Consider the following 15747-nt stretch of genomic DNA (forward strand, 5'->3'; position numbering starts at 1 on the left):
GATCAGTACGGAGCAGAACGGGAGCGGCGCCGGCGATGGCAGGACGGGCAAGGGCCACCAGCAGCGACACCGAGGAGGCCGCGGCGGGCAGGGAGGCGGAGGGCCCGCTGGCGCGCGGTCTGGCCGTGTTGGAGGCGGTCGCCCGCTCCGCCGAGGCGGTGCGGGCGGCCGACCTGGCCAGGACGACGGGCCTGGCGCGCTCCGCGGTGGACCGGCTGGCCGCGACGGCGGTTCACCTCGGTTACCTGCGCGCCGCGGGCCGTGAGCTGGAAGCGGCCCCGCGGCTGATGGAGTTCGGCAACGCCTATCTGCGCGCCGCGGGCCTGCCCGACGCCGCCCAGCCCCACCTGGACGCCCTGGCCCGCACGCTGGACGAATCCGTGTCACTGATCGCGACGGACGACTGCGACATGCGCATCGTGGCCCGCGCGATCCCCCCGGAGCGGGTGATTCCGCTGGGGTTCCGGGTCGGAGACCTGCTGCCCGCGGACCGCTGCGCCGCCGGCGCCGTCCTCGCCGGCGTCTGGGCACCCGAGCAGCACGCGGCCTGGCGGGCGCACCGCGCCGCCGACCCGCTGGATGACGGCTACCCGGCCCTTCCCCCACGCGCCGCACGCCCCGGCCAGGCGGATGAGGCAGAGTTCGCCGCCTGGATCAGCGAGGCGCACGGGCAGGGCTGGGCCCTCGACGACCAGATCGCCGCCCCGGGTCTGGTCGCCCTGTCCGTTCCCGTCCCCGGACCCGACGGCAGCCCCCGGTACGCGCTGAGCGTGCTCGCCCACACGAGCCGGTGGAGTGCGCAGGCACTACGTGACCACGGTCTGGCTCATCTGACCCGCACGGCACGGGAGATGGGCGACGCTCTCGCTGCCGAGCGGCCCGCGGCGCAGGGGCCCGCGGCGGCGGCGTACACCGACGCCAAGACGGAACTCGGTCCCCTGTTCCTGCAGGCTCTGGCCCGCGGGCTCGCCGTGCTCACCGCGCTCGGCGGCGCACGCGGCGGCCTCACCCTCAACGATGCGGCGCAGGCCGCCGGGCTGTCGTACCAGAGCACCCGCCGCAACCTGCTCACCCTGCTGCGTGTGGGCTACGTCGAACAGTGCGGGCGGCATTACCTCCCCGCCCCGCGCACGCTCGGTCTCGGCTACGCCCCGCTGTCCGGTCTGTGCCTGGCGGACATCGCGCGTCCGCATCTGGCCGCGCTCGCCGGCCGGGTCCAGGAGTCCGCGTCCGTCGCCGTACTCGACGAGGCGGAGGTGCGCTATCTGGCCCGCTCCGCCACCCAGCAGGTCACGAGCGTCGCCATCCACCCGGGTGTCCGGCTGCCTGCCTACGCCACCTCCATGGGGCGTGTCCTGCTGGCGGACCTGCCCCGCGCGGAGCAGGAGCGGCTGCTCGCCCTGCTGCCTCCGCGCCCGCTGACCCCCTTCACCCGGACCTCGCACCGCGAACTCCTCGGCGTCTTCGAGCAGGTGCGGCAGGACGGCTGCGCGCTGGTCGAGCAGGAACTGGAGACGGGTCTTCGCTCCATGGCGGTCCCGCTGCACGATGTGCGAGGCAGGGCCGTCGCCGCCGTCAACCTCGCCCTGCACGCAGGCCCGGAGACGCCCGAGCAGTCTCGTGAACGTCTGCTGCCTCCTCTGCTGTCCGCCGCAGGGGCGATCGAGGCGGATCTGGCCGCGGTCTTCGCTTTCTCGCCGGTCCGCAGCGACTGAGACACCTCCCCAAGAAGTACGGCCGCCGCCCCGGCGTCAGCCGGCGCAACGCAGAAGTCCGGCCTCCTGCTTGGCCGCCAGGACGCGCCGTACGCTCTGCTCGACATGTGCCCGCAGTGCCGGCTCGTCGCCCAGGGCGGCAAGGACCGCAGAGGTCATGGCGGGGATGTGGCCGGCGTTCACACTCAGCACGAGGTCGCCGCCGGCGCGCAGGAAGGCCAGTGCGCGTCGGCCCGGGGGTATGGCCTTGACCGCCGCCGCGTTGCCGAGGTCGTCGGAGATGACGACTCCGTCGAAACCGAGCTCCTTGCGCAGCATGTCCTGGATCACGACAGACGAGAAGACCGCCTGGTGCGCGGGATCGATCCGGGTGTACGTCGCCAGGGAGATCATGACGAACCGGGCGCCGGCCGTGACGCCTTCGCGGAAGGCGGTCAGGCCGTCAAAGGCGCGGTCGGTGGTGGTGTCGGTGACCTGGGGAGTGGTGTCGGTGTTGCCCCGGACACCGCCCAGGCCCGGGAAGTGCTTGAGGGTGGTGAGCACGCCGGCCTGGCCAAAGCCCTTGATGAAGGCGGCATCGTGGCCGGCGACGGCCTCGGCGGTGGAGCCGAACTGGCGGTCGTAACGTCCGATCGGGCCGTTGGCCCGCCCCAGGTCGGAGGAGACGACGTCGGCGACGGGGGCGAGGTCGAGACGGATGCCCGCACGGCGCAGTTCGCCCGCCCAGACGGCCGCGTTCCGTTGCAGCCGCGGCCCGCCGAAACCACCCTGGGCGAGCGCGCTGGGGATGTCGGTGAAGCCCGGCCCGCGCAGTGGCTGTACCTGACCGCCCTCCTGGTCGGCGGAGACCAGGGTGCCGATGCGGCGGGCACCCACATCCTGGGCGAGCTGGTCCGCGCGGTCCGTCACGGCGCGCACCGCCGGCATGCCCGCGGTGGTCGGTCCCATCAGGATCACCGAGCCGACATGGTGGCGGCGCAGCACGCTCAGACTTGCCTGCGCACTCCCGTCGGCCCCGCCGACGACGTGGACCCCTCCCATGAACAGCTGGCCCACCTTCTGAGCGGGTGACATCCGCGAGAGGATCCGGTCGACACAGGCCGCCGCCGGGCCGGGGGACGGGGTGGACCGTGCCGTGTCCTGCCGTGCCGCAGTGCCGCCCCCTTCGGCCCGATCCCCCGCTCCCGTCGCCTGTGGCGCCGGGGCCGATGGACGGGTGGTGCAGCCGGAGAGCAGCACGGCGCAGGCCGCTGCCAGAACGGCGCCGCGACGGCGTGCGAAGCCCCTCCCCCGCCTGCGCGGGAAAGTCGTTGTCTGCCTCATGGTGGCACCTCTCGTGTGGTTGGTCCCGGCTGCTCGGTCCGGGCAGCGCCTCGTGCACATGAGTGGCGCGGCGGGCGGGAGGAGTTCGCAGGCCGCCGCGTGATGTGAGCCACTCACACAGGGCCTACGGCCCGTCCACGGGGGTCGGCCCCGGGTCGCCGCGGCCGTGGAAGGCACGCTGTCCTGGCCGAACCGGCAGAACGTGCCCGAGCCGGCGGCAACGGGCGGGGGCGGCTGGCACGCTCGTGGCGTTCGTCGGGGCCGACCATCCGGAGCCCCTGCCCGAAAGGTCCACAGTGAATCGTCTTCTTCGTGTCGGAACAGTCATCCTGCTCGCGAGCACACCGCTTGCGGCAACCTCCCCGGCGTCCGCTTCGGACCGCCCCGGATGCACCTTCTCACCGAGCGTCCACGGCTCCACCGAAGAACAGCGGCTGTCGCATCCCATACCGCAGCAGATCCTGCGCAGCAGCGGATTGCAGAAGACGGTCGAGGACTTCTCCCGCAGCCTGTGTGCCACGCGTTCGCCGGGCCAGGCCAGGACCGTGGTGAGGGACCACGGACACCGGCTGTGGAGGGAGGCCGTCCGGCGCGCTCAGCAGCACACCGCGGACGAGATGGCCGCGGGCACGCTCAGCCACGACGACGACAGGCCCCTGTACTGGGCGCGCCTGAGCATGACCCTGGCCCTGAAGCAGTGGGACCCCGCCTTCACCGTGTCCTCGGCACAACGCGGGTCCCTGCTCGAGCTGTTGGAGCGCACCTCACGCGGCCAGGACACCATCTCCTTCGGCAAGGACGCCGACGTCAAGCGGATCCTGCTCACCGGGTTCGACCCCTTCGACCTCGACTGGGACAGCCGCACCTCCAATCCCTCGGGTGCCGTCGCCCTGGCACTGGACGGCGTCACGGTGCAGACCCCGTACGGGCCGGCCCGTATCGAGACGGCCGTTTTCCCGGTGCGCTGGCAGGACTTCGCCGAGGGGACCGTGGAGCGGACGCTGGCCTCTCACTTCCGGCCCGGTCCGCAGCAGGTGGACATGTTCGCCACGGTGAGCCAGGGTCAGCCGGACCGCTTCGACATCGAGCGCTGGAACGGCGCATGGCGCGGCGGGTACCAGGACAACGACAACCTCTCCAGCACGGGAACGATCTCCATCCCGGCGGGCCTTCCCACGGTGCGCCCCCAGCCGCAGTGGACACACACCACGCTGCCCTACCGGGCCATTGTGCGGGCCGCGACGGGCCGCTTCCCCGTGTACGACCACACCCAGGTCACCGAGATCCCGGCAGGCGGCACCAAGCCGGTGATACGCCCGGACGGACCGACGCCCGGTTCGGTGGCACGCGAGGGCGGCGGCGGTGATTACCTGTCGAACGAGATCGCCTACCGCGCCACCCTCCTGCGCGACGCGCTCGATCCGCACATCCCCGGCGGCCACATCCACACCCCCGTGCTGGAGTTCGGCACCGGCAACAGCACCGACCTGACCGACCCGACGTTCCTCCGCAACCGCGGGGACATCGTGGCCCAGACACGGGCCATCGTGGAGGCAGCGGCGGCCACTATCGGCGCCGGCCGGTAGGGACAGGAGCGGGCAGTGACACCACTACTGGGGCGCCGCCGGTCACCGCCGCATGGCGTGAGTACCACCGGGTGGCGTTCCTCGTCCCCCGGGTGACAGTCGTGCCGCAGGCTGCCGATGCTTGCCTGCCGGGCAGGGCATGGGGGGCAGTGTGATGTGGCCGCATCGGCAGCGACAGTGAGGGGGACGCCGTCTTCCAGGCACTCTGGTGGTGGCCGGTCGGCTGGTTCCCCCACAGCCGACTGGTCCTCGGCCGGGGGCCGGCGTGCGGAGGGTTGGGTCGGCAACCTTTGCCGGCTCCCTGGCCATCGAGGCGGCGCGGGCAGCCGGGACGGCATGGATCACCGGCTGCCCGCGCCGCCGGCGAGCGGCGAGCGGCGAGCGGCGAGCCGAGGATTTGCCTCGGCGCCTGAGGGCCTGTGGAGCCCGTGGACTCCCCCGCTGCTACTTCCCCGTTGACGTCCCTGCCCAGCCAGTCCAGACGGCTTGCCTGATGGCTCCCACCTCCGGTGTTCCGAACGGTTCATCCGGCAGCGGGCACCGGCGCACAGGCGGACCTCGGTCTGCTGCGGCATGGCCTGCCGGAGGGCCGAGGTCAACGCGTGGCGCCTTATCTGCGGTGCCCGCGGCCGACTTCCCCCCGCCGGCCCGCGTCACCTCGCGGGTGCGCCGATGACGCAGTGAAAGTCGCTGACCGAGAACGCCGTCAGCGGCCGCCGCCCGGCCAGGAAGTCCAGTGGGCCACCCGGTGCCGCTCTCAGCTGTGCCTGGCCCAACCGCATCTGTCCGTCCAGCCGTACGGGGATCCGTTGTGCTGCCGAGCGGTCGTCAAAGGGCCGTTGCAGCAGGCGGGTGCGTAGGCTACGGCGTCCGGGCAGACGCAGTCGGTCGCGGTGGGCTGCGAAGACGCCCTCGCTTTCGCCCGCTGTGTCGGGAGTACCGGGCCACAATCGCGCGCGAACAGCGGCTCCTGCCCTGCCACGGCCGCCTTGAGCGGCGATCCTGTTGCCGGTCAGGAGCAGATCCGCGGGCTGCTCCGCCACGCCCCACAGCGTCTGGCCCCCGGCCAGCGACTCGGCGTTGTCTCCCCATGCCTCGACGAGACAGAGGCCCGTATCGTGCTCGTCGCGCACCCTGAGCAGCACCAGCAGTTCACGCCCGACCGAGCCGTCGGCCCGGGAGTCGACCCAGCACGTCAGCGTATGGCACCACTGTCCCGACCGTAGCGGCTGCACCCCGGCGGGCAGGGACCAGTCCGGCACTGCTGTCGGACTCACCTTCCACACGGCGACGAGCATGTCACCTTCCAGATGCCAAGGCTGCGGCGGGAACTGCTTGTTCACGTGCTGTCCTTTCTCAGGGCCTGTGCACCTGCCTGGCCGGTGTCGATCACGTTGCCACTCCCATGGTCCGCTCCTCGGGTGACCGTGAGGGTTGGTTTACAGCGCTCTGCGGGCGCACAATCCCTCTGAGTGAATGTGCGCCGGGTCACTGTCAGCCGCGCACGTACACACGACCGCTAGTTGACTCGGACTCAACCAGGCGGGCGTCAACGCGTCTCGACGAAGGAGAACGGCCCCATGCCTCATCACCCGAGCATGTACGTCTCGCCGCTGTTCCCGCTGCTCGCCTTCCTCAATGCCTACGCGGGTTCGGTTCTCGCGCTGGCCTGCGCAGGCCGGCTGCGCACGAGAGGACTGAGAACGGGATGGAACTGGCTGGTCGGTGGCGCGATTTCACTCGGCTGCGGCATCTGGGGCATGCACTTCATCGGCATGCTGGGCTATTCCTCCGGTGAGGGCCGGCCACGGTTCGACCTGGCTCTGACCGGGGTCAGCCTTGTCGTGGCTGTCGCGATCGTGGGCTTCGGGCTGCTGGTCACCTACCTGCATCCGCACTGGTACACCCTGCTGGCCGGGGGGATCGTCACGGGGCTGGGGATCTCGGCGATGCACTACATCGGGATGGCGGCCATGCACCTCGCGGGTACCGTCTCCTACACTCCGCGGACTGTGACGCTGTCCGTCGCCATCGCCGTTGTCACCGCCACGGCCGCCTTGGGTACGGCTCTTGCCTCGCTGGGCACCTGGGCGACCGTCGGGGCCGGCGGGCTGATGGCGATTTCCATCAGCACCATGCACTACACGGGGATGATGGCCGTGACGGTCTCACCCAACGACCAGGTGGTGGTCCGGGGGGTGGAGGGGCCCTCGCTCATCGTTCCCCTGTTCCTCTGCTTCTCCCTCGAACTGTTGATGGTCGGGTTCGCGGTCGTCACCACGCCGCTGCTGCCCGAGGACGACTTCGGTGCAGCCTCCGCGGGCCACGCCTTCTCACGGGGGTTCGGCCGCTGAAGACGAACCCGGCGGCCGCGGAAGGCAACACGCGGCCGGCAGGGGAGGGGACCCCAGCAGGCCGGTCAGTGCTGCTCAGCCGCCCGATCCGGGCTGGAAGGCCGAGATGCGTACCGCCGAGGCGTTGCCGCCGGTGGGTACCGCCCCGTGGGTCCAGGCAGCGGACAGGGTCCGCGTCTCGTCCGGAGGTGTGACCACGAGCCGTGCGGGGGCGGCGGATACGGCGCCGGAGGTGGCGGGATCGCTGAAGGACAGCTGCGCGGTGGCGCGCGTGCCGGGCCGCAAGGAGACAAGTCCTGAACTCGGTGCGACGCGGACGGGGTTGGTGGTGACGGCGTTGTTCTTCGCGTCCCTGAACTCCGCTCCCGGATAGCCGTAGAGGGTGCAGGTGCCGGCGGAGATGTTGGTAAGGATCAGGGAGAAGTTCTCCCGGCCCGCTCCGGGCTCGTTGGCGCCTATCGAGAAGGCGACGTCGGAGGTGGAGCAGCGCCGCGAGGCGGTTGAGTGCGACGGCGTCCGCTCGGGCGAGGCCGGGTGGGAGGAGGTGGCTCGGGGTTGGGCTCCGGCTGCCTGCGCACCGTCGTCGGTGCGCGAGTCGGGCGCCGCCGTACCCGAGGCCGCGGGGCGGTCTTCCTGACCGGGCGCCCCACCGCAGCCGGTCAGCACCATCAGGAGGGCACTTGTGCCGGCCGGCAGGGCCGGCAGGGCTGCGCCGCGCATGAGCGGGGCTCGGCGAAGACGGCTGGACTCCATGGACGTAGTCACTCTCCCAGGGGTCGGAGGCAGACAGAGTTACGTGGGCCGCACTCGGGCGGCGTGTCATTCGATGCCCCGTCCGGCACAAAAGTTCGGCGTGCGGCGCCCTGGTTACGTGGGCTGTGTCACACACGAACCTCGCGGTCGGGCACCGGGAGGTGAGGCGCCGTAGCCCCGCAGTTGGTTCAGGTAATGACACAGCCACCGAACCGAGGCGGTCACTCACACGTATGAGGTTGTGTCACTGCCCGGAAAAGCGGCTGTGCTCCCCGGGCGTTGTGGGCCAGGCAGTCGGCTCACCCCGAGCAGGGGCAAGCGCGTGCCGTGCCGGTCGCCCCCGGCAACGGGCTTGCCTGCTGGTCAGTCACTGTCGGGAGCATGGGGCTCCTCAGCCGCCGGCGTCCTTCGATCGTTGAGTCACTTGATAGAGGAAGAGACAGCCCATGTCATTGAGTGTGGATTCCGAGGCGCTGGCGTTGCGCGCGGCTGCGGGAGACGGGGAGGCGCTGCAATATCTCCTCGTGGAAATCCGCCCCGAGGTCCTGCGGCGCTGCGGCCGCTTCCTGCCCTGCCGTGAAGACGCCGAGGAAGCCGCTCAGGACGTGCTGCTGCAGGTCGCGAGAAAGATCACCAGTTTCGAGGGGCGCAGCCTGTTCAGCACCTGACTGCACACGGTCACCGCCAACACAGCCCGCCAGACCTACCGCAACCTCAAGCGCAGGGCATGTGAGCAGCCCATGAGCGCGGACGCCATGCCCTATGCCGACTCCCCGCCCCGGCAGACCTCGGTCACAGGGCAGGCGCAGTTGGTGAGGGGCCGGCCGACACGGCTCAGTTACCGGGCGGCGTCGGGGTGGAGGAGGAGGCGTGGCCGGGTGCGGAGACGAACTCGTAGACGGCGCTGTAGGGCACCTTCACGGTGGGCTGCGTCGCCGGATCGCAGGAGCCGGTCGGGGCCACACCGCCTCGGGTGTCCAGGCGCCGGACCGTCGTCACTGTTGCCAGTTTGCCGGTGGGACGGCCCGACTGCGTGGCGGTCAGCTCCAGTTCGGGGATGTTGCCCTGGCCGTTCGGGGTACGGCTGATGATCTTTCCGGTGACGGCGCTGCCGTCTGGTGCGATCCATTGCGGGGGTCCGGCATCAGGACTCACGAACGAGTGCTTGATGCCGCCTTTGAGGGCGGCGCGCACGTCATGCTGGGTGAAGGCGAAGGTACCGTCGGGCTGCCGCGTGCACCCGTAGATCTGTACGCCGTGCCGTACCGGCGCTCGGAAGCTTCCTGGGGTGCCGGTGTCCGCCGTGGTGACGGCGCCGGGCGAGCCGGTCTGTGACGCGAAGCCTGCTCCGGTGGTGAGGGCGATGGCGCCGGACAGCGCACCGATGCCGAGCACCAGGGCGGCGATCTTCTTCGATCGGCTGGGGGTTCGTTTTCGTGTCATGGCAATCCTGTGCTGTGTGACTGTGCGAGGAGAGTGAGAGGGCTGCGACATCGTCGATCGGCTGTCGCGCACCCTCATGGTGCGCGACGGGCAGCATGGGCGCTCCCTTCTTGTGCCGCGATGGACAGGCCACGTTGCCCTTTCGGGCCGAGCGGAGGGTGGGGGTGTGCACGAACTGCGATGCTGTCACGGACAGTTGACGTGTGTTCACTTCCCCGAGGAGTTGTCTTGAAGTCCACACTCTTGCGTTTCGCGGTCATCCTGGGCGTTGCAGGCGGTCTGGCTGTGACCACCGTCAACTCCCATGGATCGGCCGTGTCCTCGTCTTCCCGTACGGTGGCAGGCTGCTCCTTCACCAACTGCGGCGGGCCTCCCACCTGGTAGCGGGACTGTGCAGGGCGGCTGCGCGCAGGCCCTGTCACCGGTCCACGCCTCCACACCGTCTGGTCGGATGCCACCCCGCCCACGCTGACGTGGACTCACCTCATAACGGTGCACGTTCACAGGACTCCCTGCCGAAGGGCGTGGGCGACGGCGTGGGTTCGGTTGCGCAGCTGAAGCCGGGTGAGCATGGCGTGGATGACGTTCTTGATCGTGCGTTCGGAGAAGTTGAGTTCCAGGGCGATCTCGGAGGTGTCCAGGCCGTCGGCCAACAGCCGGAGGACGTCGATCTCCCGGCTCAGCAGGCCCGAGGAGGTCAGCGCTCGGGGGGCGAGGATGTCCCGCTGGATGGAGCGCAGGTGCTCTGCCAGCCAGGCGATCATGACCGGGGTCATCTCGGCTCGGCCGGCGTGGGCGCCGATCACGGCCTTCACGACTCGCTCGCGTACCGCCTCTTTGCGCAGCAGCACGCTGGACAGACCCAAGTGCACCGCTCTGAGGAACTGCTGTTCCTGGATGAGGTCGGTGATGAGCACCATGCGCATGCCCGCTGTGGTGGACGTGCGCGCGAGGTTCTCCATCCGGGCCAGGGTCGCCGGGCGGACGTGGTCGTCGACCACCAGACACACGTCCGCCTCGGCGCTTTTGTCCTTCGGGAGCAGGGTGGTTGAGGGGTGGTCCTCCAGGTACGAAGCCAGACCGGCGCCCGTGACAGGGTCCGAGGTAGTGACCAGGACACGAACGAGCTCCACGCGCACTCCCGCAGTCATCCAGCCCGGTGCGTGAGCGGCGGTCTGCCTGGCGTCCGCACCGGTGAACACGCTTTACGACTCTTGCGATGGTCGTGGCGGCCGAAAAGTTCGGATCCTCAACAGGCCTTCTCGACGCGTCGGCCGTCGTCATGGATCACAGAACTCCCTGCCGCAGGGCGTAGGCCACCGCATGCGTGCGGTTGCGCAGGTGCAGCCGGTTCAGCAGCGCGGAGACGGTGTTCCTGATGGTGCGTTCGGAGAAGTTGAGCTGCTGCGCGATCTCGGCCGTGCTGAGTCCGTCCGCCAGCAGCCGGACCACGTGGATCTCGCGCCTGGTCAGGGCGGTGCACGGCGCGAAATCCAGCCGTACTGTCGGCTGCTCGAGGTGGGCCGGTGTGCTGCCGGCCTGGCGTGGCAGGCCGCAGGTCCGGGCGGCGAAGACCGCCGCGAGGACCTGTTCGCGTACCGCGGTGCTACGTTGGAGCACGCTCACGACCCCCCAGCGTCTGGCGCGCTGGAGCTGATGTGCGGGAACGGCGTCGGCGATGAGCACCATCCGCATGGCGGGGTTGGCTGCCTGTTTGGCGGTGTACTCGACACGGCGCCACGTAGCAGCGTTGACATCGTTGTCTATCACGACACAGACATCCGATTCGCCGCGCGCCGCCGGGGGCAGCACACGCATCACGGGACTGTTGCGCAGGTAGGAGGCAATCCCTTCGTCCGCTAAGGGATCACGCGCAAGGATCGAGACGCGCAGGGGTTCCATAGGTGTCAACTCCACTCTCAGCGGCACAACTTCGCGTTTGCGTGGCTTGTCATCGCCCGAGGCCGGAACCGGGGGCCCTGCGGCAAGGCCGCCCGGGCCCGCGGACAGGCACACGAAAGGTTGTCCGCCTGCTGAAGTTTCCTTCAATATTGGGGGACTGTGATCCTGTCCCCGCGACACACGGCTGTCAAGTTGGCACCAACTACCCCGAGAGCAACAGTCCGGCCTGGCCCGGGTCGCGTGCACGGCAGGCAGCCCAGTCCGCACCGGCTCGGGAAGTGACCGGTGCGGCCTGGGCTCGTGATGTCGCGCTCAGGCCGCCACGGCAGCCTTCTCACTGTCGGCGGTGTGCCCTTCGCTTACGCCGGCGCGCTGCTCTGCGGGACTGTAGATGAGACCCAGGTGCAGTCCGTAGACCCAGTGCCAGAGGAAGACTCCGACGATGTACTTCCAGCCGAAGTCCAGGCTGAGGGAACCGGGGTGCAGGCCCCGGGCGGGCGCGAAGACGAACGGGGTCATGAAGCTGATGCTGATGCAGGCCAGCAGCGTGCCGAAGAGCAGGCCCTTGGCGAGGTTCCCGCGCACCGTGTTGCGCCACCGCAGAGCGGGCTGCAGCGCGCAGGCGAACAGGACGGCGAAGACCATGCCGTCGACGTAATGCGACAACCCTCCCACCAGGAACTTCTGCAAGGGGGTGGCGAACGGGACGAAGACCCATCCCTGGGAGGTGTTCCAGTCGAGCCTCATCATCCCCACGCCGCCGAGCCAGAAGCCGAAGACCGTGGCGAGATGGGTTGACACCAGACCCGCGAGCAGGGCCGCCGCGACGCGGTGCTGGGTGGCCCAGCGCCGCCACCAGGAAAGTTGCTCCACTGCGTTGGACATGGCGACTCCATGGGAAGAGGTGTACCTGACTGTCACGGACCCGGAGATTCACTTTCGGAGGAGTGGGGCACACCCGGGCACCTAGTCCGCTGAGTGAACTTATCTTCGATCCGCGGACGGAAGTCTCTAGTCGCCCCGTGGCCGTGTCAAGCCTTGGGACACGTCCGCCGGGCAACTGATTCAGTGAACGTGCAACCATGCAGGCCACGAACTCAACTCCGGCCCCGGCACGGCCGTGCACACTATGACCACAAAGCACGCACGGGCTGGCCAATGCGGCGGGCCTGTGACACTGTGCGCGACATGGGACGCAAGCGCGGCTCTGCCGACCGGCCGGCTGCACAACCCCGGCCCGGTCGCGCCGCCATTCCTGGCGCTGCGCGGCCCTGCCGTGACGGCGCGACACCCCGGCCGTGGCCGATCGGCGCACTGCCGCACCCCGCGCCGACTGCGCGGCCCGGCGATACCTCACCGTCCATTCCCGCCCGCGGTGCGGGCGGTTCCCTTTCTCCGTCCCCCTGGAGAGCCCGCATGAACGCGCACGCCCAAGCCCCCGAGCAGGACTCGGAGTACGCCGCCCTGCTGTATCTGAGCGGCCTCGACCACGCGTCCTCGCACTCCGAAGCCGAGCTGCGCCGGGCGGTGGCCGAGACGTTGACAGCACTGGACGACCCGGCCGAGCTGGCCGCGGTCTACCGGGCATGCCTGCGGGGGCCGGGGGCCGTGGGCGACGACATACGGCGAGCACGCCGGGACTGGGCCCGTCAGATGGCGGACGGCCTGGCCAGGACCACGGTCACAACCGTCACCCGGCGGCCCGCGTAGCCGGGCCGCGTTGAGCCGGGTTCACCGGGCGACCATGGACGGGGGGGGACCGGTCGGTAGGTGCGCGGCACTCCGACATCCGGCCCGCCCGGGATGCGTGTCACACCCCTCAGTCTCCGGTTCCTCTTGGCAACTGACCCATCCATGTGGAAAGTTGAATGCCACCAGCACGATGGGCCGGCCGCACGAAGGGACGGGGTTCTCCCCCTCCTGTGGCGGCGGGATGACAGTGAGCGCGGGCGAGGCGCTCACCCGGCCACATATGGCGTACCGACCGGGGGAACACTGGCGTTCCCCTGCGTCCGACACCCGTGCTGCGGTCCTGAAGTGGCGCATTGGCATGGATCCACAACCGCCGTTCCCGGAGCCCCTCCCTGGGCGCGTCCTGGATGCGCCACCTCGGGAGAACGTTAGTTCTCGCTGAAGGGTTCCGGCCATGAAACATGGAGCAGATCTCGGCATGCTCCGCACCTTCCTGTGTGTCTACCGATGTGGGGGCGTTGCCAGAGCCGCAGGTCTGCTCGGGCTGTCCCAGCCCGCCGTCTCGCGTCACCTGAAGGCCCTGGAAGGCGCCACAGGCCGGGCGCTCTTCAACCGCCTGGGACGCGGGGTCGCTCCGACCCGGGCGGGAGACGTGCTGGCCGCTCAGATAGCCGCACACCTGGACGCCCTGGAGGACGCGGTCGACACGCTCATCCCCTCCAGCGCCACCGCCCCGGTACTGCTGGGAGCGCCGGGCGATCTACTCTCGGTCCACGTCCTGCCCAGACTGGCACCATTGCTGGCACAGGGTGTCGACGTCCACTGCCGTATCGGCCTCTCGCCCGAGCTGGCCCAGACGCTCCTCCACGACGAGCTGGACCTCGTCGTGGTGACGAAGATCGAACACGCCCCCACCCGGCAGCTTCATCTGCGGCATCTGTACGAGGAGGAGTTCGTCCTGGTGGGCCGCGCGGGAGAGGCGCCGTACGAGCCCGAGGACGAGACACGTCGCTTCATCGGCTACTCCCCCGCCATGCCCATGGCCCGGCGCTACTTCCGCATGTGCTGGGGCATTCAGCCGCCTGCGCCCGCGTTGACGGTCGCCGACCTCCGGACCGTGGTGGCCGCCGTCGCCGCGGGGGCCGGACTGAGTGTCGTACCGCGCTACCTCGCACAGAAGGACCTGGACGCCGGCAGACTCAGCGTGCTGCACACGCCGCTCACTCCGGTGAGCAACTCGATCTACCTGGCCACCCGCCGGGGCCGGGAACACCTGCCCCAGATCAAGGCGGCGTTCGAGCTCCTCTGCCAGGCAGCGTGACCACGACACGGCCGTGGGTGACCGGCGGCAGGTGAGTTGAGTATGAGTGGGTGCCTGCGGCTACCGGAACGGCACCCACCGTCGTCCCCCGCACACGGTGAGGCCCCGCCGGGGCGGCGGCGGGGCCGTGGGACCGTGTCCGGCAGACCGCCGGAAGGGTGGGGTGCCGGGGAGGACGGGTCAGGAGTCGGCGGTGGCCAGGGTCGGTGTGGTGGCGCGGAGACCCCGCCGGGTGCGGGTCAGTGGCACCAGAGAGATGGCGACGGCGCCCAGGACGGCGGCCACGGCGAAGGTGGTGAAACCCAGAGCGGCGTTTCCGCCGGCCACGACGGCGCCGCCGAGAGTGGGTCCCACCACCGCGCCGGTGCGGCCGATGCCGGTGACCCAGCCCAGGCCGGTCGCCCGTTCCGCGGGGGCGTAGGTCCTGGCGGTGGCGGCGTAGACCATCACCTGGGCGCTGAAGAGCCAGATACCGGTGATGAAGACGATCGTGTAGGCGGCGGCGAGCGGCAGGTGTGCCCTGAGCAGGAAGGTGCCGCAGGCGGTCAGCAGGAACCAGATCGCGGAGACCTTCACGGGGCCGAACCGGTCGGCGGTGCGTCCGGCCACCAGCATGCCGAGGATACCGCCCGCGTTGATGAGCATCAGGAAGGTCACGGAGGAGGACAGGGAGTAGCCCGAGGCCCGCATCAGTTCCGGCAGCCAGGTGGACACGCCGTAGACGAGCAGCAGTCCGGCGAAGGAGGCGATCCACAGCAGCGGGGTCGCCCACCGGGAGCGGGGGTGGAACAGACGGGTCACCGCGGACAGGCGGCCCTTGGCGCCCGCCTGCGGTGCGGCGCCTTCCTCGGGGGCGGGGAGCCGGTAGCGGGCGGCGACGGCGTGCGCGGCCTGCGTCCTGCCGCGGGCGAGGAGCACACCGGGTGACTCCGGCAGCCCTGCGGCCACCAGGGGCACCGCCACGAGCGCCGGCAGCACTCCCGCCCAGAACACCCAGCGCCAGCCGTGCTCGGGCGCGACGGTGAGGCCGATACCCGTGGCCGTCATGCCGCCGGCGTGGTAGGAGGTCATCATCACTCCGGTGGCCAGCGCTGCCCGGCGGGGCGGGGCGAACTCGGCGACGATCGCCAGCCCGATGGGCATCAGGCCGCCGAGCCCGAGTCCGGAGACGAACCGGCCGGCGCCGAAGACGGTGACGCCCGGCGCCAGGGCGCAGAGCGCGCTGCCGAGGGAGAACAGGGTGATGCTGGCCATCACCAGCGGTTTGCGCCCCCATGAGTCGGTCAGGGTGCCGGCGGCGAGCGCGCCCAGGAGCATGCCGAAGGTGGTCCAGCTGCCGACCGTCCCGGCCAGGGCCGGAGTGAAGCCCAGGCCGGTGTCGTCGAGCAGGTGGGGCATTACGGCGCCGTAGATGTTGACGTCCATGCCGTCGAAGAAGACGGCCAGCCAGCACAGGGCGATGACGACGGCGACGGTTCTGAAGGAGCGGGCGGGCCGGGGAGCAGGGGGAGCGGTCATGGCCTCTCGCTTCACAGGAGTGCGGATGCGGGACGGGACAGACGATGCCGGGAATCGGCCGGGCGCGGACACAGACTTGTCCGCGCAGTGAACTCTGATTCATAATTGGTTGGCAGTGAGTGTCCGGCTGGGTCCCGTCC

13 protein-coding genes and 1 pseudogene are annotated in these 15747 nt (G+C 70.3%); 6 read left to right on the forward strand and 8 right to left on the reverse strand.

Translation table 11 applies throughout. From position 1 onward, the window contains the following. The first annotated feature begins 35 nt into the window (after nt 1-35). Nucleotides 36-1715 (forward strand): IclR family transcriptional regulator domain-containing protein, encoded by a 1680-nt coding sequence (locus AQI88_RS00225; protein ID WP_066989781.1) that lies wholly within the window; start codon nt 36-38, stop codon nt 1713-1715. Between the two features lie 36 nt (nt 1716-1751). Here the strand turns inward: AQI88_RS00225 and AQI88_RS00230 are convergent, their stop codons facing one another. Then, nucleotides 1752-2789, reverse strand: a complete 1038-nt coding sequence (locus tag AQI88_RS00230) for a glycoside hydrolase family 3 N-terminal domain-containing protein (RefSeq protein WP_066989783.1) — start codon at nt 2787-2789, stop codon at nt 1752-1754. 545 nt (nt 2790-3334) lie between these two features. Here AQI88_RS00230 and AQI88_RS00235 point away from each other — a divergent pair. After that, nucleotides 3335-4624, forward strand: a complete 1290-nt coding sequence (locus AQI88_RS00235) for a pyroglutamyl-peptidase I (protein WP_066991487.1) — start codon at nt 3335-3337, stop codon at nt 4622-4624. A gap of 653 nt (nt 4625-5277) precedes the next feature. Here AQI88_RS00235 and AQI88_RS00240 read toward each other — a convergent pair. Beyond that, a complete protein-coding gene (locus tag AQI88_RS00240) occupies nt 5278-5967 on the reverse strand; it encodes an acetoacetate decarboxylase family protein (RefSeq protein ID WP_159050274.1) in 690 nt (229 codons plus the stop codon). A 237-nt stretch (nt 5968-6204) separates the two neighbouring features. Between AQI88_RS00240 and AQI88_RS00245 the strand changes: the two genes are divergently transcribed. After that, a complete protein-coding gene (locus AQI88_RS00245; RefSeq protein WP_079057319.1) occupies nt 6205-6978 on the forward strand; it encodes an MHYT domain-containing protein in 774 nt (257 codons plus the stop codon). Nucleotides 6979-7053: 75 nt separating this feature from the next. Here the strand turns inward: AQI88_RS00245 and AQI88_RS00250 are convergent, their stop codons facing one another. Beyond that, nucleotides 7054-7743 (reverse strand): DUF4232 domain-containing protein, encoded by a 690-nt coding sequence (locus AQI88_RS00250; protein ID WP_159050275.1) that lies wholly within the window; start codon nt 7741-7743, stop codon nt 7054-7056. A 434-nt stretch (nt 7744-8177) separates the two neighbouring features. On the opposite strand from AQI88_RS00250, the pseudogene AQI88_RS42490 reads away from it, so the two are divergent. After that, nucleotides 8178-8525: pseudogene (locus tag AQI88_RS42490) on the forward strand (RNA polymerase sigma factor); the annotation flags it as partial. Between the two features lie 40 nt (nt 8526-8565). On the opposite strand, the gene AQI88_RS00260 reads toward AQI88_RS42490, so the two are convergent. From AQI88_RS00260 to AQI88_RS00275, 4 genes are all read right to left on the reverse strand, one after another. After that, on the reverse strand, nt 8566-9174 hold the full coding sequence (locus tag AQI88_RS00260; RefSeq protein ID WP_066989798.1) for a DUF3455 domain-containing protein: 609 nt from the start codon (nt 9172-9174) through the stop codon (nt 8566-8568). 500 nt (nt 9175-9674) lie between these two features. Then, on the reverse strand, nt 9675-10307 hold the full coding sequence (locus AQI88_RS00265) for a response regulator transcription factor (RefSeq protein WP_066989801.1): 633 nt from the start codon (nt 10305-10307) through the stop codon (nt 9675-9677). 154 nt (nt 10308-10461) lie between these two features. Next, nucleotides 10462-11076, reverse strand: coding sequence for a helix-turn-helix transcriptional regulator (locus AQI88_RS00270; RefSeq protein WP_079057322.1), 615 nt, complete (start codon nt 11074-11076; stop codon nt 10462-10464). A gap of 312 nt (nt 11077-11388) precedes the next feature. Continuing rightward, nucleotides 11389-11961 carry a hypothetical protein gene (locus AQI88_RS00275; protein ID WP_066989807.1) on the reverse strand — a complete coding sequence of 191 codons (573 nt, stop codon included), beginning with the start codon at nt 11959-11961 and terminating at the stop codon, nt 11389-11391. 531 nt (nt 11962-12492) lie between these two features. Between AQI88_RS00275 and AQI88_RS00280 the strand changes: the two genes are divergently transcribed. Further along, entirely contained in the window at nt 12493-12786 is a 294-nt protein-coding gene (locus tag AQI88_RS00280; protein ID WP_066989809.1) for a hypothetical protein, read from the forward strand. Nucleotides 12787-13222: 436 nt separating this feature from the next. Further along, the gene (locus AQI88_RS00285) at nt 13223-14089 is read left to right on the forward strand and encodes a LysR family transcriptional regulator (RefSeq protein ID WP_066989811.1); all 867 of its coding nucleotides are present in this window, start codon (nt 13223-13225) and stop codon (nt 14087-14089) included. 180 nt (nt 14090-14269) lie between these two features. On the opposite strand, the gene AQI88_RS00290 is transcribed toward AQI88_RS00285, so the two are convergent. Next, nucleotides 14270-15607, reverse strand: coding sequence for an MFS transporter (locus AQI88_RS00290; protein WP_066989815.1), 1338 nt, complete (start codon nt 15605-15607; stop codon nt 14270-14272). Nucleotides 15608-15747: the final 140 nt, after the last annotated feature.

It is taken from the genome of Streptomyces cellostaticus, assembly GCF_001513965.1.
Lineage (GTDB): Bacteria > Actinomycetota > Actinomycetes > Streptomycetales > Streptomycetaceae > Streptomyces > Streptomyces cellostaticus.